Consider the following 18828-nt stretch of genomic DNA (forward strand, 5'->3'; position numbering starts at 1 on the left):
CTCCCCGCCACCTATCCTTGAGCCACGCCGCCCGATGAGCGGCGAATGAGGACTTTATGAGCAAGACCAACGCTTCCCTGATGAAACGCCGCGAAGCCGCTGTACCGCGCGGTGTTGGCCAGATTCACCCGATCTTCGCTGACTCCGCGAAGAACGCCACCGTGACCGACGTTGAAGGTCGCGAGTTCATCGACTTCGCCGGCGGTATCGCCGTGCTGAACACCGGCCACGTGCACCCGAAAATCATCGCGGCCGTGACCGAGCAGCTCAACAAGCTGACCCACACCTGCTTCCAGGTATTGGCCTACGAGCCCTACGTAGAAGTGTGCGAAAAAGTCGCCGCCAAGGTGCCAGGTGATTTCGCCAAGAAAACCCTGCTGGTCACCACCGGTTCCGAAGCCGTGGAAAACGCCGTGAAGATCGCCCGCGCCGCCACCGGCCGTGCCGGTGTGATCGCCTTCACCGGTGCTTACCACGGCCGCACCATGATGACCCTGGGCCTCACCGGTAAGGTCGTGCCTTACTCGGCCGGCATGGGCTTGATGCCGGGCGGCGTGTTCCGTGCGCTGTACCCCAACGAACTGCACGGTGTGAGCGTCGACGACTCCATTGCCAGCATCGAGCGCATCTTCAAGAACGATGCCGAGCCGCGTGATATCGCTGCAATCATCATCGAGCCGGTACAGGGCGAAGGCGGTTTCTACGTCGCGCCAAAAGCCTTCATGAAGCGCCTGCGCGAACTGTGCGACAAGCACGGCATCCTGCTGATCGCCGACGAAGTGCAAACCGGTGCCGGGCGTACCGGCACCTTCTTCGCCATGGAACAGATGGGCGTTGCCGCCGACCTGACCACCTTCGCCAAATCCATCGCGGGCGGCTTCCCGCTGGCCGGTGTGTGCGGCAAGGCCGAGTACATGGACGCCATCGCCCCAGGCGGCTTGGGCGGCACCTATGCCGGTAGCCCGATTGCCTGCGCCGCGGCCCTGGCCGTGATGGAAGTGTTCGAAGAAGAGCACCTGCTGGACCGCTGCAAGGCCGTGGGCGAGCGCCTGGTGACTGGCCTCAAGGCCATTCAGGCCAAGTACCCGGTGATCGGCGAAGTGCGTGCCTTGGGCGCGATGATCGCGGTCGAGCTGTTCGAAGACGGCGACACCCACAAGCCAAACGCTGCCGCCGTTGCCTCCGTGGTGGCCAAGGCACGTGACAAGGGCCTGATCCTGCTGTCCTGCGGTACCTACGGCAACGTATTGCGCGTACTGGTGCCCCTGACCTCGCCGGACGAGCAGTTGGACAAGGGCTTGGCGATCATCGAAGAGTGCTTCTCCGAACTCTGACACGCCCGTTCCTACGAAAAACAAAAAAACCGCTTCGGCGGTTTTTTTGTGCCTGCTTCATTGTACGCACGCGCCTGCATTGTCTAAGGTGCAAGCATTGCCGATGGAGCGTGCTGGATGACTGCTGTTGATTTACCCGCTGTACCCCGAGTGTTAATCGCCGAAGCAGACCCTTGGTCGCGGGACCTGCTCAAGCAAGTGCTGTTGAATGTGCGCTGTGACGCACGGCTGGATGTGTGCGCCGATGGGCAACACGCCGCCACGCTGTTGGGCGAAAAAACCTATGACCTGATCTTGGCCGATTGGGAGCTGCCGGGCGTGGATGGCCTGAGCCTGCTGCGCAGCGTGCGCCAGAAACGCCGTTCGCTGCCGTTTATCTTGCTGAGCAGTCGCAACGACAGTGCCAGCGTGCGCGAAGCCTTGCCCTTGGCGCCCACCGCCTACCTGACCCGCCCGCTGAACATGGAAAGCCTGACCCAGCGCCTGCAAGACCTGCTGCTCAACGAAGGCGAAAGCGTGTACTGCGAAATCCCACCGCTGGCGCCGGGCATGACCTTGCCAGCCTTCCTTGAGCGGCGCCGCGAGGTCTGCGATGGCGCGCCGTTGCGCGTGGATGTGAAAGCCGCCGTGCAACACAGCCTCGGCCCCGAAGGCCTGGACCTCAAGCAGTTGGAAGACCAGGTGCACAGCGACCCGCAAATCACCGCCGTACTCATCGCCGCCGCCAACAGCGCCGGCTACCACGGCACGCCGGTGCAGACCCTGTCAGAGGCCCTGCATAAGTTGGTGCCCGGCCAGAGCATGAATCTCATCCTGGGCCTGGCGCTCAAGCACAACGTGGTGTTGGGCGACCCTGGGCTGGTGGCCTACGCCGAGCGGTACTGGCAACTGTCCCAGGGCAGCGCCGACTACGCCCGGCGCCTGGCGCGCATGCTGGAGCTCGATCACGAGCGTTGCTACAGCGCCTGCATCCTGCATCGCTTGGGCGACTTGGCTCTGTTGCGCTGCCTGGAAGACTGGCGCCAGGGCGGCGGTGCCCTGGATGACGAAGCCATAGGCGAATCCCTTGACGCCTTTGGCGCCGCCTACGGTTCGGCGTTGCGCACGCGTTGGCGCTTGCCGCTGGAGTTGCGGCAGTTGATCGCGGGGATCTATTCACTTGAAGGCGGGGTGTATTCGCGCGAAGCCCTGGTGGTGAACCTGGCGGTGCAAATGGCGCGGCTGACCGAGCACGAAGGGCTCGAAGAACTGGCAGGCAGCAAGACCGCGCGGCTGCTCAAGGTAGGCTTGCCAGAACTGTCCCGAGTGCGCAAAACCTGAAACACACACCGACCCACTGTGGGAGCTGGCTTGCCTGCGATAGCGGTGGGTCAGTCAAGACGCCATCGCAGGCAAGCCAGCTCCCACAGTGGGTCGGTGTTAACCGGCGATAACGCGGTTCTTGCCCTGGCGCTTGGCCTCGTACATCGCCGCATCCGCTCGCGCAAACAGGCTGTCGAGGGTGGAGTCATCTTCGCGCAGGCCGGCCAGGCCTTGGCTGACGGTCACATTGAATTCATGCCCTTCGTAGCTGAACACCAATGCCTGGATTTCCTTGCCCAACCGCTCGGCAACCTGCAGGGCCATCTCCGGTGGGCAACCCGGCAGCACAGCAGCAAATTCTTCGCCACCAACGCGCCCGAACAGGTCGCCACGGCGCAATACCCCGCGACCGCTCTCGGCGATGCGCCGCAGCACCTGGTCGCCCTCCAGGTGGCCATAGGTGTCGTTGATGTCTTTGAAATCATCGATGTCCAGCAACAGGAACGCCAGCGGCGTGCCCTGCGCGCAGGCATTGTCGAACGCCTGGTTGGCGAGTTCGAAGAAGTGTCGGCGGTTGCTGCTTTGGGTCAGTACGTCGGTGGTGGCGAGGCGATGCAGTTCCAGCTCAAGTTGCTTCTTTTCGGTGATGTCTTCGGCGATGCCCACCACGATCAGCGCTTCACCGGGCACCACCTGCTGGTTGATGTAGCACTTGTCGCTCAACCAGCGGATCTGCCCGTCAGCGGTGATGATGCGGTACTCGCGGTCCTCCACGGCGCCCTGTTCCAGCACGCGGGCGAGGCTGTGTTCGGCGTAGTCGAGGTCTTCGGGGTGAACGCTGTTGCGCCATTCACGGTGGTCGGCCAGCAGCAGGCCGGCAGAGCGGCCAAACAGGCGCTCGTAGGCCGGGCTCACATACAGCACGCGGCGTGTTTCCCAATCGATGGCCCACAGCACGGCGTTCACGCTGACCAGCAGGGAACTGAGCAGTTGCTCACGCTCACTCAGCCGCTCGACTTCACCTTGAGCATGCATGAGCGCCAACAGGGTCGCCGCCGCGGCCGGGCGCGGCGGCTCTGCGGTGGGCACATCGGGCAGGCTGGGCTTTTCGTGAACCATCGGTACAACTCTCTCTGGGCGCGCCGCAGGTGCAAAAGCGGTCACTACAAGGGGTCACCATGATGGCGAAGTGTTCTTTGAGAGAGGGGAATTGCGGTGAAGTTCCGTGAACGGCGTGGATTGACGGTGCCCGGAAAATGACGCCAAAAAGCCAGTGCGTGGGAGGGCGAACCCTCCCACGGCGCCCTCACGCTGCTGTAGGACGCAACGAGTAAGTCTTCAACTGGTGGGCAAAATCGCGCAGGGATTGGATGCCACTGGCCTCGGCTTCATGCACCCATTCCTTGATCGCCGCCAGCATGTCGTGGCCGTTGGAACTGGTCTTGAGCCAGATCTGCTGCAGCGCCAGGCGCTTTTCGTAGATCACGGTCAGGGCATGGCTGTGTTCCAGCATGCTCTGGATGCGCAGGTGATGGCGGTCTTCCAGCAAGCTGGTTTCCCGCGACAGCAGGCGCTTGGCGCGGTGGAACTGGTGGCGTACCGAATGATCGACCTTCTCCAGCTCCTGCTTGACCAGCGGGCCAATCACCAACTTGCGGTATTGGGCCATGATCTGGAAGCGGTTGTTGAGGATCGCCATGGCGGTGTCCATGTCCAGGCTGCCCTTGCCTTCGACGCGGTGGGCGATGGGCGCTACACGCTGCACCTTGGCCAAGCGCAGGAAGCTGAACACCTTGATCCAGGCCCAGCCCAGGTCGAACTCCCACTTCTTCACCGACAGCTTGGCCGAATTGGGGTAGGTGTGGTGGTTGTTGTGCAGCTCTTCGCCGCCGACGATGATGCCCCACGGCACCAGGTTGGTGGCGGCGTCACGGCATTCGAAGTTGCGATAGCCCACGGCATGCCCCAGGCCATTGATCACGCCGGCGGCCCAGAACGGGATCCACATCATCTGGATCGCCCAGATAGTGATACCGATGGTGCCGAACAGCAGCAGGTCGATCACGCCCATGAGCGCCACGCCCAACAGCGGGTAGCGCGTGTAGAGATTGCGTTCGATCCAGTCGTCCGGGCAGTTCTTGCCGTAGATACGCAGGGTCTCGGGGTTTTCCGCCTCGGCGCGGTACAGCTCGGCACCTTTGCGCAGCACGGTGGACAAGCCCTTGATCACCGGGCTGTGCGGGTCATCGACGGTTTCGCATTTGGCGTGGTGCTTGCGGTGGATGGCGGTCCACTCGCGAGTGTTCTGCGCCGTGGTCAGCCACAGCCAGAAGCGGAAGAAGTGTTTAAGGCCGGCATTGAGCTCGAGCGAGCGATGGGCCGAATAACGGTGCAGATAGACAGTGACCCCAATAATGGTCACGTGGGTCATCAACAGCGTGACTGCCACCAGTTGCCAGGCGGACAGATCAAGAAAACCGTTGTACCACATAGGCTGTATGGCCCTCAGATAAAGAAAAAAACAGCACCCGCATTATCACTTCCTTTGCAGATAAAACCAGTCACCGTTTCAGATAAGACTTACAAAGTGTTTCCTCCTCTATAATCCTGATCCTTTGTAGGGCGATTCTGGTTATTTAGTAAGGATTACTAAGCATATGCTGTTTTCATACCGAGGTGCCCTACGTGCGGGGTTGGTGTACCTGCTGGTTTCCATCCTTTGGCTCCAGCTCAGCCATTACCTATTAATCAACTTTATCGATGAACCCTTGGAGCAGGGACGCTGGCTGCAAGCGCGCGGTTATGTGTGGGTCAGCCTCAGCGCCTTGCTCATTTACTGGATAGGCTGGCGTTTTGCCCGTGCCCATGCGTTGCAACAACCCCTGAAAGAGAACCGCGAGCGCCTGCGTCAGGCCGCTGCGGTGTTCGATTGCACCCGCGAAGGGGTGCTGGTCACCGATACCCAGGGGCTGATCGTGCACGTCAACCGCGCGTTTATGGAGATCACCGGCTACCAGCGCGACGACGTGATGGGCCAACGGCCAAGCCTGTTCAAGTCCGGGCGCCACTCGGCGCATTTCTACCAGCAAATGTTCCATGCCCTGCAAAGCACCGGCGAGTGGAGCGGCGAAATCTGGAATCGACGTAAAAGCGGCGAGGTGTACCCCCAGTGGCAAACCATCCGCGTGATTCACGATGACCAGGGCCAGGTCAGCCACTACGTGGCGGTGTTTTCGGACATCAGCGCCATCAAGGACTCCGAGCACGAATTGGCGCACCTGGCACACCATGACCCGCTCACCGACCTGCCCAATCGCCTGCTGTTCACCGATCGCGCCGAGCAGGCCCTGGCTTCCGCGCAGGTGCACAAGCGAGGCTGCGCTCTGCTGTTGATGGACTTGGATCACTTCAAGATCATCAACGACAGCCTCGGCCATAACGTTGGCGATCAGTTGCTCAAGTTGGTGGCCGAACGCCTCAGCGGCCTGTTTGGGCCGGGGGTTACCCTGGCGCGCCTGGGAGGCGACGAGTTTGCCGTGCTGGCCGAAAGCTGCCCGCAGGTGGTGCAAGCGGCGGCCTTGGCGCAGCGCATGCTCAACGCCATGAAGGATCCGTTCATTTTTGACGGCAACCAGCTGTTTATCAGCGCCAGTATCGGTATCAGCCTGTTCCCCAGTGACGCCCTGAGCGCCGAGCAATTGCTGCGCAACGCCGATTCCGCGTTGTTCAAGGCCAAGAGTGCTGGGCGCGAAGGCTACGCGTTGTATACCGAAGAGCTGACCGCCCACGCCCAACACCGGGTAGAAATCGCCGGCGAGCTGCGTCGCGCCCTCGACCAACATGAGCTGCGCGTGTATTACCAGCCGGTGCACGACCTGCACGACAGCCGTTTGGTCGGCGTTGAAGCACTGGTGCGCTGGCAGCACCCGGAACGCGGCCTGGTACCGCCGGGCGAGTTCATCCCCATCGCCGAGCGCACCGGGTTGATTGCCGACATCGATGCGTGGGTGATGGACCAGGCCTGCCGCCAGATGTGCCAATGGCTGGCCGACGGCGCGCCGCTGAGCTTTATCGCAATCAATGTCTCCAGCCGCCTGTTTGCCCGGCGCGAGCTGTATGAGCAAGTGGCCCAAGTGCTGCACACCACTGGGCTGGACCCGGCCTTCCTGGAGCTGGAAGTCACCGAGAGCGCCGTGATGGACGACCCGGAAGTCGCGTTGGAGCAACTGCACCGCCTGCGCGAACTGGGCCTGCGCCTGGCGATCGACGACTTTGGCACCGGCTATTCCTCGTTGCTGCGCCTCAAGCGTCTGCCGGTGCAGAAGCTCAAGATCGACCAGGGCTTTGTGGCGGGCTTGCCGTGGGACGAAGACGACGCGGCGATTGTGCGCGTGGTGATCGCCCTGGCCAAAAGCATGGGCATGCAGGTGCACGCCGAAGGAATTGAGCAGGTGGAACAGGCGCGGTTCCTACTGGATCAGGAATGCGACATGGGCCAGGGGTACTGGTTTGGACGGCCGATGCCGGCTGATGAAATCGACTGGACCCGAGCACCTCTGATCCGCCAGGACTGACGCGGTCAATGTGGGAGCCGGGCTTGCCCGCGAAGGCGGTGTGTCAGTCGCTGCATGTGTTACTGCACCACCGCTTTCGCAGGCAAGCCAGCTCCCACAGGGTTCTGCGGCGACTGTGCATGAGCGTTTTTTCTGTGGAAACCCTTGCAACCCCATGCCCTATCAGAAAATTCTTTCTGGTTATATAAACATTCTTAAATAGTATTTTTAAGAATATCCGCGCTTATCTACTATCGCCCTCACGCCGCAAGCAGTGCCGCCACTGCCAGGCACTACTCATTTTCAGGAGCGAGACCATGAGCGCATCTCTACGTAGCGTTGACGGCCAGGACGAAGCAGCCATTTTGCGTGAAATCCAGAGCGCCCTGCGCGACCTGCGGTTTGGCGCGGTGGAAATCACCGTACACAACGCCCAAGTGGTACAGATCGAACGCAAGGAAAAATTCCGTCTGCAGAACCCCGGTAACAAACCGAGCTGAGCAAGAACGGCGATAGACCCGCAATTACAAGAAAAGCCAACACTCAAGAATTTCAGGAGCTTCTATGTCGTCGATTCGCCGTTATGCCTTGGCCGCATTGGCCAGTGCCGTGTTTGCCGGTTCCGCCGTTGCCAAGGACTACGAGTTGCTCAACGTCTCGTACGACCCCACCCGTGAGCTGTACCAGGATTACAACGCTGAGTTCACCAGCTTCTGGAAACAGTCCCACCCCGGCGACAACGTCAAGATCCAGCAGTCCCACGGTGGCTCGGGCAAGCAAGCACGCGCAGTGATTGACGGCCTGCGCGCCGACGTAGTGACCCTGGCCCTGGCCGGTGACATTGATGAAGTCGCCAAGCTGGGCAAGACCCTGCCGGAGAACTGGCAGACCCGCCTGCCGGACGCCAGCACCCCATACACCTCCACCATCGTGTTCCTGGTGCGCAAGGGCAACCCCAAAGGCATCAAGGACTGGGGCGACCTGATCAAGAAAGACGTGTCGGTGATCACGCCCAACCCGAAAACCTCCGGCGGTGCACGCTGGAACTTCCTCGCCGCCTGGGCCTACGGCCTCAAGGCTGGCGGCAGCGAAGCCAAGGCCCAGGAATACGTCAAAGAGCTGTTCAAGCACGTGCCGATACTGGACACCGGCGCGCGCGGTTCTACCATTACCTTCGTCAACAACGGCCAGGGTGACGTGCTGCTGGCGTGGGAAAACGAGGCGTTCCTGGCCTTGAAGGAAGACGGCGGCGCCGACAAGTTCGACATCGTCGTGCCTTCCCTGTCGATCCTGGCGGAACCGCCTGTGGCCGTTGTGGACAAGAACGCCGAGAAAAAGGGCAACACCGAGATCGCCACCGCGTACCTCAACCACCTGTACAGCCCGGCGGGCCAGGAGATTGCGGCGAAGAACTTCTACCGTCCACGGGATGAAAAAGTCGCCGCCAAATACGCCCAGCAGTTCCCGAAACTGGACCTGGTGACTATCGACAAAGACTTCGGCGGCTGGAAAACTGCCCAACCGAAATTCTTCAATGACGGTGGCGTGTTCGACCAGATCTACACGGCGCAATAAGCCAAAGTACCTGTAGGGGCCTGACTTTCTGTAGGGACTGGGCTGGTGTGGGAGCTGGCTTGCCTGCGATAGCATCACCATGGTGTGGCTGATACACCGAGGTGCCTGCATCGCGGGCAAGCCCGGCTCCCACAGAAAAGCCAGCTGCCACAGAACGCACGCTCCTACAGTGGTTTCTACCCTTTAACCAAGGACTCTTATGTCGCGTCGTATCTCCCCCGTCATACCCGGCTTCGGGCTGACGCTGGGCTACACCGTGGTGTACCTCAGCCTGATCGTACTCATCCCCCTGGCGGCGATGTTTGTACACGCCGCTCAACTCACCTGGGATCAGTTCTGGAACATCATCTCCGCGCCTCGCGTGCTGGCGGCCTTGAAGCTGAGCTTCAGTACCGCGCTGTACGCCGCACTCATCAACGGTGTGATTGGCACTTTGTTGGCCTGGGTGCTGGTGCGCTACACCTTCCCCGGGCGCAAGGTCATCGACGCGATGATCGACCTGCCGTTCGCCCTGCCCACCGCCGTCGCCGGTATCGCGCTGACGGCGCTGTACGCGCCCAACGGCCTGGTCGGCCAGTTTGCCGCCGACCTGGGTTTCAAGATCGCCTACACCCCCCTGGGTATCACCCTGGCGCTGACCTTCGTCACGTTGCCCTTCGTGGTGCGCACGGTGCAGCCGGTGCTGGCCGATATCCCCCGGGAAATCGAAGAGGCCGCCGCCTGCCTCGGCGCCAAGCCGTTGCAGGTGTTCCGCTACATCCTCGTGCCGGCATTGTTGCCCGCCTGGCTGACCGGCTTCGCCCTGGCGTTTGCCCGAGGCGTGGGTGAGTACGGTTCGGTGATCTTCATTGCCGGCAACATGCCGATGAAAACCGAAATCCTGCCATTGCTGATCATGGTCAAGCTCGACCAATACGACTACCGCGGCGCCACCTCCATTGGTGTGCTGATGCTGGTGGTGTCCTTTGTCTTGCTGCTGCTGATCAACCTGTTGCAGCGGCGCATCGAACGTCCATAAGGAGGCGCGGAACATGTCCCAATCGTCTATTTCCGCCGCGTCCTCGGCCAACGCCGCCCGGCGTGGCAGTGCGACCTCGCGACGTATCCTGATCGGCCTTGGCTGGCTGGTATTCGTCCTGTTTCTGCTGCTGCCATTGCTGGTGGTGGTGTCCCAGGGCTTGAAGAACGGCCTCGGCACGTTCTTCACCGCAATCCTTGAGCCAGACGCGCTGTCGGCGCTGAAACTCACGGTGATCGCCGTGCTGATTTCGGTGCCGCTCAACCTGGTGTTCGGCGTCAGCGCCGCCTGGTGCGTGAGCAAGTACTCGTTCCGTGGCAAGAGCATCCTGGTCACGCTGATCGACCTGCCGTTCTCGGTCTCGCCGGTGATCGCCGGCCTGGTGTACGTGTTGATGTTCGGCGCCCAGGGCTTCTTCGGGCCGTGGCTGCAAGAGCATGACATCCAGATCGTGTTCGCCCTGCCGGGCATCGTGCTGGCGACCATCTTCGTCACCGTGCCGTTCGTGGCCCGTGAGTTGATCCCGCTGATGCAGGAGCAGGGCACCCAGGAAGAAGAAGCCGCGCGCCTGCTGGGCGCCAATGGCTGGCAGATGTTCTGGCATGTCACCGTGCCGAACATCAAGTGGGGCCTGATCTACGGCGTGGTGCTGTGTACGGCGCGGGCCATGGGTGAGTTCGGCGCGGTGTCGGTGGTGTCCGGCCACATTCGCGGCGTCACCAACACCCTGCCGCTGCATGTCGAGATTCTCTACAACGAATACAACCACGTTGCCGCGTTTGCGGTGGCCAGCCTGTTGCTGATCCTGGCGCTCTTCATCCTGCTGCTCAAGCAGTGGAGCGAGAACCGAATCAACCGCCTGCGCAACAGCGCGGGTGAGGAATAAGTCATGTCGATCGAAGTCCGTAATGTCAGCAAGAACTTCAACGCCTTCAAGGCCCTGGACAGCATCAACCTGGATATCCAGAGTGGCGAGCTGGTGGCGTTGCTGGGCCCGTCCGGCTGCGGCAAGACCACGTTGCTGCGCATCATCGCCGGCCTGGAAACCCCGGACGCCGGCAGCATCGTGTTCCATGGTGAAGACGTCTCCGGCCACGATGTGCGTGATCGCAACGTGGGCTTTGTGTTCCAGCACTACGCGCTGTTCCGCCACATGACCGTGTTCGACAACGTCGCTTTCGGCCTGCGCATGAAGCCGAAAAACCAACGCCCCACCGAAAGCCAGATCGCGAGCAAGGTTCACGAGCTGCTGAACATGGTGCAGCTCGATTGGTTGTCCGACCGCTACCCGGAACAACTTTCCGGTGGCCAGCGCCAGCGTATCGCCCTGGCCCGCGCCTTGGCGGTGGAGCCCAAGGTTCTGCTGCTCGACGAGCCGTTCGGCGCCCTTGATGCCAAGGTGCGTAAAGAACTGCGCCGCTGGCTGGCGCGCCTGCACGAGGACATCAACCTGACCTCGGTCTTCGTGACCCACGACCAGGAAGAGGCCATGGAAGTCGCCGACCGTATCGTGGTGATGAACAAGGGCGTGATCGAGCAGATCGGTTCACCGGGCGACGTCTACGAAAACCCGGCCAGCGACTTTGTCTATCACTTCCTGGGGGACTCCAACCGCCTGCATTTGGGCGAAGACAAGCACCTGCTGTTCCGTCCCCACGAAGTGTCGTTGTCACGCCATGAACTGGAAGATCACCATGCGGCGCAAGTGCGGGATATTCGGCCGTTGGGCGCGACTACTCGCGTGACCTTGAAGGTCGAAGGCCAAAGCGAGTTGATCGAGGCCGAAGTGGTGAAAGACCATGACAGCCTCACCGGGTTGGCGCGGGGCGAGACCCTGTTCTTCAAACCCAAGGTCTGGCAAAAAGCCTAATAACACTGCAAAACCCTTGTGGGAGCCGGGCTTGCCCGCGATGGCGGTGTGTCAGTCGACAGTTATGCCAACTGATCCACCGCCATCGCGGGCAAGCCCGGCTCCCACATTGGATGTTCAGTACTTGTTAGACCGTGGCGTTTTTCCCGCGTACTGCCACCGGCCCAGAGCGCTCTTCAATCTGGCGCTTGAGGTCCTGCCGCAACCCCAGCAAAAACGCCAACTCCGCCACCACAAACAACGGCCCCACGATCAGCCCCGACACATCATCCACAAACGCAGGCTTCCTGCCTTCGTAGTAATGCCCGACGAACTGAATCACCCAGCCAACCACAAACATCCCCACGCCGCTGCTCAGCCACACCGCCGTGCTTTGCGCCGCCAGCACATGCCCGGCCCACACCGACAAGCCCATCAGCACCGTCATCAACACGCCCAAGGCCAGTTCCAGGCGCAGATAAAACCACGCCGAAAACAACGCCAGCAGTACCGCAGGTGATAGCCACAGCCCGCCCATCGACCATTCGGGGCGCGACAGCAGCACGGCCACCGCCACCACAATCAACGGAATACCGATGAAGTGGCTGGCGATGTTGCGTGGGTCGCGGTGGTACGCGGCGTATTGACTGAGATGGTCGACGAGGCTTTTCATTGTTGTTCCTCCTGTAGGATGTTTGATCATGCCCTGTCAGTCGGTGCCTAACTGTCAATTGGGCGACAATCTTCGGAGTTCGCATGGACACAGGGACATGGCACGCGCAATTGGCTCGCGGTCATTGGTTCAGCCATTTGCCGCCTGACTTGCAGCGTAGCCTGCTGGGGGCGGCGCGGTTGCGTGTGCTGACGGCGGGGCAGTACCTGTTCAAGCGCGGTGACCCGCCGTGCGGCGTGTATGCGGTGCTGGAAGGCACGGTGCGCATCAGTGCGGTCAGTGCCCAAGGCAAGGAAGCGGTGTTGAGCCTGGTGGAAACGCCCTACTGGTTCGGCGAGATCTGCCTGTTCGACAACCTGCCGCGCACCCACGATGCCTTGGCCACGGGTGCTTGCAGACTGCTGCAGGTGCCGCAGGCGGCGATGCTCGGCATTCTCGAACAGCATCCGCTGTTCTGGCGGGAGATGGCACTGTTGATGAGCCATAAACTGCGGCTGTCGTTGATCAATATCGAACAGATGAGCCTGATGCCCGCTTCAAAGCGCCTGGCCCATCAGCTGCTGATGATCGCCCAAGGCTATGGCGAAGTTGAGCAGGCGCGCCGCGTGCTGCAACTGCCCCAGGAGGATCTGGCGGCAATGCTGGGCCTGTCGCGCCAGACCATCAACAGTCTGCTCAAGGCGCTGGAGCAACAGGGCATTATCGGCTTGAGTTACGGCGCCATCGAGATACGCGACCTCAATGGGCTGCGGCTGGCCGCGGGCCTATGAACCGCGATAGGTGGAGAAGCCGTAAGGGCTGAGCAGCAGCGGGATGTGGTAGTGCTGGTCGGCCTGCTTGACCTGGAAAATCACCGGCACCTCGGGGAAGAACGTCTCGCGGTTCGCCTTCTTGTAGTAATCGCCGGTCTTGAACACCACGCGGTACTCGCCCGGCTGCATGCTGCGGTTGGCCGGGAACAGCTCGGCGATGCGGCCTTGCTGGTTGGTCACACCTTCAGACAGCGACTGCCATTTATCGCCCACGTGCTGTTCCAGGGTCACGTTGACACCGGCGCTTGGCAGGCCGTTTTCCAGGTTGAGTACGTGCACGCTCAGGGGGTTGCCGTCGGCCAGGGCCAGGTTGCACAGGCCGCTCAGGCTCAGTGCGGCAAGGGTCATGCTCAAGGTTTTCATCGCGAAGTCCTTTTGAAGGAAGTGGAATCAAGGGGTGATTTTCAAGCCCAGTTGCTCGGCGGCCTGCACGGCGCAGGCTTCATCCTGCGCGGCGCCACCGGCACCGGCGATGCCGAGGGCACCGACCAGTTCTGCGTCGGCAAACAGCGGCACGCCACCGCCGAGCAACAGCAACTCGGGCACGCTGTTGAGGTTGGCGGCCTCGGGGTTATTACGCGCCCGTTCGGCAAACAGCCGGGTCGGGGTTTTTGTCGACAGCGCCGTGTACGCCTTGCGTTGGCTGGCGAGGCTGTTGTGCGGGCCGACACCGTCAGCGCGCAGGCCCAGCAACAGGTTGCCACCGCGGTCGAGGACGGTCAGCGCCGCGGTGCAGTGGGCCAGGCTGGCGTCGGCCAGTTGGCGAGCGGTGTGCAGATCCAGCTCGGCATGGCGTGGTAATTGTGGTGCCGCCTGGGCGACGGTGGCCACGGCGAGGCTCAGGAACAAGGCAGTGCGGTACATAGTGAGGACTCCAGAAAGCAGGCCCACACGGTAACCAGCGGACGCGGACAAAAGCCGCACAATTGGATGACAGGTTTGTAATCAAACTCAGGAGTTTGTGGTGGTTGTACCGGCCTCATCGCAGCGATGCGGCGACCCGACAAGCCAGCTCCCACAGGAGAATGGGTCACATCATGTGGGAGCTGGCTTGCCTGCGATGAGGCCCTTACAGCAAACACCGTACAACTACTGCAACCCCTCGCGAAACAGCCCCGGCGTCATCCCCGTCCAGCGCTTGAACGCACGATTGAAACTGCTGGTATCGGCAAACCCCAGCAAATGGCTGATCTCGGCCAGTGAGCACTGCGGGTCACGCAGGTGCAATAACGCCAGGTTTTGCCGGCACTCATTGAGCAAGGCGTCGAATCGACAGCCTTCATCGGCCAGATGCCGCTGCAAGCTGCGCAAGCTCAAGTGCAGCGCTTGGGCAATACGTTCGGCGCTTGGCTCGCCGTCCGGCAATTGCGCCTCGATGGCGGCGCGCACCTTGCGTTCCCAGGTCAACGGTTGCAGTTGGGCGAGGGTGCGCTTGAGCACGGTTTCGTTGTGTTCGGCCAGCTCCGGGTTGGCGTCGTCCAGATGGCTGTCGAAATCGCTGGCGGCGAATTCCAGGCGGTCTTCGTCGGCGGCAAACCATACCGGCGCGCGAAATACCCTGTGCCACGGCTCGGGGTCGGCGGGTTCCGTGCGCCGCAGGTAAACGGCCAATGGCGCATAGTCGCGCCCCAGGCGGTTGCGGCAGGTGCGTACGTAGATCGCCGCAAAGGCATCGATCGCTTCCGGCGCAGGCGCGGGGCTGCCTGGGGGTTGGAGCAGGCGAAAACGGTAGATGTCGCCGTGGCGGCTCAGCTCCAGGTCCAGGGCATCACTGACCACCTGGTGATAGCGCACGATGCGCTCGAACACCTCGCGCAAGCTGCCGCTGGCCACCAATGCGTAACCCAGCGCATGAAAGGTGGTGGGGCTGACAAACCGCGACACCCGCAGCCCGATCGCAGGGTCGCCACTGGCCTGTACCGCCAGCGCCCATAGGCGCGTGGTGGCCGACAACCGATAGCGGGCGTTGGGGTCGTCCATCTGCTGCGGGTCCAGCCCGGCTTCGGCGCACAGGGCGGCGCTGTCGAGGCCCAGGGCGTCGAGCTGCTTGCGCAGGGCACGGGTCCAGCTGGCGAGGGAAGTGGGTTCGGTCATGGCAATTGGCGCTTGTGGTCAACAGATTGGCGTGCGCGGCTAGCGTCCTGCGCTAGGGTTAGGTGCAGGATTCAGGCATCACTTCACAAGAGAATGGAAGCATGGACGGTACTTCTGCAAGCCCCCAGCCGTTGAACGCGCAACAGCGTTCGGCGCATATCCGCGAGGTCGTGATGGCCGAAGGCGTGCGCTTGCGCCAGCGGCACCCCTGGTTGTTGCATCAGGACGCGCTGGGCGCGGGCATCCTGGCCTTTGCCCTGCTGGGCATGTTCGGCTCGGCAGCGCTTTATATCAGCGGTCATATGGCCTGGTGGGTGTGTCTGCTGCTCAATGCCTTTTTCGCCTCGCTCACTCATGAGTTGGAACACGACCTGATCCACAGCATGTACTTTCGCAAGCAACGCGTGCCCCACAACCTGATGATGGGCCTGGTATGGCTGGCGCGGCCAAGCACCATCAACCCATGGATACGCCGGCACCTGCACCTCAACCATCACAAGGTCTCGGGCACCGAGGCCGACATGGAAGAGCGCGCGATCACCAATGGCGAACCCTGGGGCATCGCGCGGTTGCTGATGGTGGGGGACAACATGATGTCGGCCTTGATCCGTCTGTTGCGCGCCAAGACCTGGCCGCACAGGTTCAGTATCCTCAAGCGCGTGCTGCTGGTGTACGCACCGCTGGCCTTGCTGCATTGGGGCGCGTGGTACGTCTTCCTGGGCTTTCATGCCGCCAATGGGATTGCCAGTTTGATGGGCGCGCCCATTCAGTGGTCAGCCGGTACCTTGCAGGTGATGCAGGTGATCGATATCGCTGCGGTGGTGATCATCGGCCCGAACGTGTTGCGCACCTTCTGCCTGCACTTTGTCAGCTCCAACATGCATTACTACGGCGATGTGGAACTGGGCAATGTGATTCAGCAAACCCAAGTGCTGAACCCTTGGTGGCTGTGGCCGTTGCAGGCGTTCTGCTTCAACTTCGGCAGCACCCACGGCATCCATCACTTTGTGGTGAAAGAACCGTTCTACATCCGCCAGATGACCGCCAAGGTGGCGCACAAGGTCATGGCCGAGATGGGGGTGCGCTTCAATGATTTGGGCACCTTTGCCCGCGCCAACCGCTTCGAACGACGTGAGCAGGCACACAGCGATTTAGCTCACCTCAGCAGGCAATAAACGCCAGGGGCAAATCGCGAATCTGTTCGCGCACGGGTGGTTGGTAGTGGTCATCGCTGATCAGTTCGTGCAGCAGTTCTTCGCGCAGTTGGCGGAATTCAAAGCTGCTGCGCTGGCGTGGATGGGGCAGGGCGATGTCGACTATTTGCTTGATGCGCCCGGGCCTGGGCTCCATCACCACCACGCGGTCGGCGAGGAAAATCGCCTCTTCCACGTCATGGGTGACCAGCACCGTGGTGATCCTGGCGCGGGCACGAATCGCCAGCAGTTCGTCCTGCATCTGCTGGCGCGTCAGTGCATCCAGGGCGCCGAAGGGTTCGTCCAGCAACAGGATGCGCGGGCTGGCCACCAGGCCGCGGGCAATCGCCACCCGTTGCGCCATGCCGCCGGAGAGTTGGTGGGGGTAGGCGCGGGTGAAGTCAGTCAGGCCCACCAGCTCGATAAAATCACCGATGCGCCGCGTGCGTTCGGCTTCGCTCAGCGGCTCGTTGACCAGGCCCAGGCCGATGTTTTGCGCCACGGTCAGCCACGGGAACAGGCGGTGCTCCTGGAACACAATACCGCGTTCGCCGCCGATCCCGCTGACGGCGTTACCATCCACCTGGATCTCGCCGCGATACTGCGTATCGAGCCCCACCAGCAGGCGCAGCAGGGTGGACTTGCCGCAACCGCTGGCGCCGACAATCGCGACGAATTCCCCTTCGGCCACCTCCAGGTTGAATTCGCGGATGGCTTCCAGTTCGAAGCCATCGACGTCGAAGGACTTGCCCACGTGGTTGAAGCTGACAATTGGTGCGTTCATGCGTGTCTCCAGCGAGTGGCGCGGGTTTCGAGGCGTTGGCCGAACAGGTTGAGGGTGGCGCCGGTGAGGCCGACCAGCAGCATGCCGCTCATGATCAGGTCCATGCGCAGCAGCTGTTGGGCGCCGATCATCAGGCTGCCGATGCCGCCATTGGAGGGCATGAAATATTCGGCGCCGAGGGTGCCCATCCACGCGTAGATCAGGCTCAGGCGCAGGCCGGCGAAAATCCCCGACGCGGCACCCGGCAGCACCAGGCGGCGCAGGCGTTGCCAGAGGTTCAGCCGCAGCACCTGCGCGGCTTCGCGCAGCTGGGGTGACAGGTTGAGCACGCTGCGCTGGGTGGCAATAAACAACGGGAAGAAGGCGGCGAGGGCGATAAACACCCACTTGGCCAACTCACCCAGGCCGAACCAGGCGGTCAACAGTGGCACCCAGGCGAAAATGGCAATCTGGCGCAACGCGGACAAGGTTGGGCCGAGCAGTCGTTCACTGCGCCGCGACAACCCCAGCCACAAGCCCACGGCAAAGCCCAGGCTGCCGCCGAGCAACAAGCCGCCCAGGGCCCGTCCCAGGCTTTTGCCCAGGGCGGTGGTCAAGCTGCCATCCAGCACGCCGGCCAGGATGGTTTGCAGCACGGCCCAGGGGCTGACCAGAATGTTCGGGTCTACCCAGCCCTGTTGCGTCGCGGCCTGCCACAGCGCCAACAACAGCAAAGGTAACAACCAGGGCTGCAGGCGTTGCCAGCCTTCATAGCGTGGCCCGCGGCGGATCTGCGCGGTGGCGGGGTGGGGCCAGTGCACCCACTGGCGATCCAGCCAGCCGATGCCGCGGTCCATCACCACACCCAGCACGCCAATGACCACGATGCACACGAAGACGATATCGAGCATGAACAACTGGCGCGCCCACACCATCAGGTAGCCGATGCCTTCGCTGGAGGCCAGCAGCTCCACGGCCAGCAGGGAGGTCCAGCCGGCGGCCAGGGCCAGGCGTACGCCGGCCATAAACGCAGGCAGTGCGGCGGGCAGGACCAGGCGGCGGATCAGCAAGTGGCCAGGCAGGCGCAGCACCCGGGCAGCTTCGCGCAGGTTGGGCTGGGCATCGCGCACGCCCACCAGGGTATGCAGGGTCACGGGCACCACGATGGCCTTGACCAGCACCACCAGCTTGAGGGTTTCGCCAATGCCGAAAAACACCATGAACAGCGGGATCCAGGCCAGGGTCGGCACTTGCGCCAGCGCGCTGAACGTCGGGAACACCAAGCGCTCGGCGCGCGCACTGAAACCCAGGGACGCGCCGAGTATCGCGCCGGCACTGACACCGGCCAGCAGGCCCCAGAACAAGCGCTGCAAGCTGATCGCCAGATGGCTCCATAACTCGCCAGCGGCCAACTCCACCGCGCTGTTCCACACCAGGGCGGGGGTGGGCAGAATCTGCTCGCTCATCCAATGATTGCGGCTGGCCAGCCACCATAAGGCAAACAGCGTGAGCGGCAGCAGCCACGGCAATAAACGCTGGCCCAGCTGCGCCCAGCGCGGCGCGATGCCTTTAGACGGGGCCGCCAGCGGCAGGCTCAGAAGTGAAATCCGGGCCATGGAAGACCTCCGAATGCGTTATGTGATTTCGATCTTACAAAAGCGT

Annotated in this window: 18 protein-coding genes; 10 read left to right on the forward strand and 8 right to left on the reverse strand. The window is 62.2% G+C overall.

Annotated elements, in window-relative coordinates:
• Window positions 1-56 precede the first annotated feature (56 nt).
• Both gabT and AB4P90_RS01890 read left to right on the forward strand, forming a co-directional pair.
• Window positions 57-1334: a 4-aminobutyrate--2-oxoglutarate transaminase gene (gene gabT, locus AB4P90_RS01885; protein WP_014716416.1), complete on the forward strand. Its 1278-nt coding sequence runs from the start codon at window positions 57-59 to the stop codon at window positions 1332-1334.
• 117 nt (window positions 1335-1451) lie between these two features.
• Window positions 1452-2654 carry an HDOD domain-containing protein gene (locus AB4P90_RS01890; protein WP_395605599.1) on the forward strand — a complete coding sequence of 401 codons (1203 nt, stop codon included), beginning with the start codon at window positions 1452-1454 and terminating at the stop codon, window positions 2652-2654.
• Window positions 2655-2753: 99 nt separating this feature from the next.
• On the opposite strand, the gene AB4P90_RS01895 is transcribed toward AB4P90_RS01890, so the two are convergent.
• Window positions 2754-3755 carry a sensor domain-containing diguanylate cyclase gene (locus AB4P90_RS01895; RefSeq protein ID WP_032894198.1) on the reverse strand — a complete coding sequence of 334 codons (1002 nt, stop codon included), beginning with the start codon at window positions 3753-3755 and terminating at the stop codon, window positions 2754-2756.
• 187 nt (window positions 3756-3942) lie between these two features.
• A complete protein-coding gene (gene desA, locus AB4P90_RS01900; RefSeq protein ID WP_003187559.1) occupies window positions 3943-5127 on the reverse strand; it encodes a delta-9 fatty acid desaturase DesA in 1185 nt (394 codons plus the stop codon).
• Between the two features lie 166 nt (window positions 5128-5293).
• Between desA and dibA the strand changes: the two genes are divergently transcribed.
• From dibA to AB4P90_RS01930, 6 genes are all read left to right on the forward strand, one after another.
• Window positions 5294-7210: a phosphodiesterase DibA gene (gene dibA / locus AB4P90_RS01905; RefSeq protein WP_395605600.1), complete on the forward strand. Its 1917-nt coding sequence runs from the start codon at window positions 5294-5296 to the stop codon at window positions 7208-7210.
• 296 nt (window positions 7211-7506) lie between these two features.
• Complete coding sequence (gene oscA, locus AB4P90_RS01910; RefSeq protein ID WP_003170956.1) at window positions 7507-7689, forward strand: sulfur starvation response protein OscA; 183 nt, start codon at window positions 7507-7509, stop codon at window positions 7687-7689.
• A 64-nt stretch (window positions 7690-7753) separates the two neighbouring features.
• Complete coding sequence (locus tag AB4P90_RS01915) at window positions 7754-8764, forward strand: sulfate ABC transporter substrate-binding protein (protein WP_014716420.1); 1011 nt, start codon at window positions 7754-7756, stop codon at window positions 8762-8764.
• Between the two features lie 199 nt (window positions 8765-8963).
• Window positions 8964-9782, forward strand: coding sequence for a sulfate ABC transporter permease subunit CysT (gene cysT / locus AB4P90_RS01920; protein ID WP_003187564.1), 819 nt, complete (start codon window positions 8964-8966; stop codon window positions 9780-9782).
• Between the two features lie 13 nt (window positions 9783-9795).
• The gene (gene cysW, locus AB4P90_RS01925; RefSeq protein ID WP_014716421.1) at window positions 9796-10668 is read left to right on the forward strand and encodes a sulfate ABC transporter permease subunit CysW; all 873 of its coding nucleotides are present in this window, start codon (window positions 9796-9798) and stop codon (window positions 10666-10668) included.
• Between the two features lie 3 nt (window positions 10669-10671).
• Entirely contained in the window at window positions 10672-11652 is a 981-nt protein-coding gene (locus AB4P90_RS01930; RefSeq protein WP_014716422.1) for a sulfate/molybdate ABC transporter ATP-binding protein, read from the forward strand.
• 127 nt (window positions 11653-11779) lie between these two features.
• Here AB4P90_RS01930 and AB4P90_RS01935 read toward each other — a convergent pair whose 3' ends face one another.
• Window positions 11780-12304 (reverse strand): DUF962 domain-containing protein, encoded by a 525-nt coding sequence (locus AB4P90_RS01935; protein ID WP_020302209.1) that lies wholly within the window; start codon window positions 12302-12304, stop codon window positions 11780-11782.
• A gap of 83 nt (window positions 12305-12387) precedes the next feature.
• Here AB4P90_RS01935 and AB4P90_RS01940 point away from each other — a divergent pair, with 83 nt between their 5' ends.
• Window positions 12388-13074 (forward strand): Crp/Fnr family transcriptional regulator, encoded by a 687-nt coding sequence (locus tag AB4P90_RS01940; protein ID WP_395605601.1) that lies wholly within the window; start codon window positions 12388-12390, stop codon window positions 13072-13074.
• Here AB4P90_RS01940 and uraH read toward each other — a convergent pair.
• The 3 genes from uraH to AB4P90_RS01955 form a co-directional block, all read right to left on the reverse strand.
• Complete coding sequence (gene uraH / locus AB4P90_RS01945) at window positions 13069-13479, reverse strand: hydroxyisourate hydrolase (RefSeq protein ID WP_014716425.1); 411 nt, start codon at window positions 13477-13479, stop codon at window positions 13069-13071. The two genes, AB4P90_RS01940 and uraH, sit on opposite strands and share 6 nt — an antisense overlap.
• Before the next feature lie 27 nt (window positions 13480-13506).
• On the reverse strand, window positions 13507-13980 hold the full coding sequence (locus tag AB4P90_RS01950) for a heme-binding protein (RefSeq protein WP_019819906.1): 474 nt from the start codon (window positions 13978-13980) through the stop codon (window positions 13507-13509).
• A gap of 225 nt (window positions 13981-14205) precedes the next feature.
• A complete protein-coding gene (locus tag AB4P90_RS01955; protein WP_395605602.1) occupies window positions 14206-15210 on the reverse strand; it encodes an AraC family transcriptional regulator in 1005 nt (334 codons plus the stop codon).
• Window positions 15211-15311: 101 nt separating this feature from the next.
• Here AB4P90_RS01955 and AB4P90_RS01960 point away from each other — a divergent pair, with 101 nt between their 5' ends.
• Entirely contained in the window at window positions 15312-16385 is a 1074-nt protein-coding gene (locus AB4P90_RS01960; RefSeq protein WP_038448451.1) for a fatty acid desaturase, read from the forward strand.
• On the opposite strand, the gene AB4P90_RS01965 is transcribed toward AB4P90_RS01960, so the two are convergent.
• Together AB4P90_RS01965 and AB4P90_RS01970 are read right to left on the reverse strand one after the other, a co-directional pair.
• Window positions 16372-17187, reverse strand: a complete 816-nt coding sequence (locus AB4P90_RS01965) for an ABC transporter ATP-binding protein (RefSeq protein ID WP_395605603.1) — start codon at window positions 17185-17187, stop codon at window positions 16372-16374. The two genes, AB4P90_RS01960 and AB4P90_RS01965, sit on opposite strands and share 14 nt — an antisense overlap.
• Window positions 17184-18782, reverse strand: coding sequence for an ABC transporter permease (locus AB4P90_RS01970; protein ID WP_395605604.1), 1599 nt, complete (start codon window positions 18780-18782; stop codon window positions 17184-17186). Before AB4P90_RS01970 ends, AB4P90_RS01965 begins: the two co-directional genes overlap by 4 nt.
• Window positions 18783-18828: the final 46 nt, after the last annotated feature.

This window comes from Pseudomonas sp. B16120, from assembly GCF_044218845.1.
Lineage (GTDB): Bacteria > Pseudomonadota > Gammaproteobacteria > Pseudomonadales > Pseudomonadaceae > Aquipseudomonas > Aquipseudomonas paracarnis.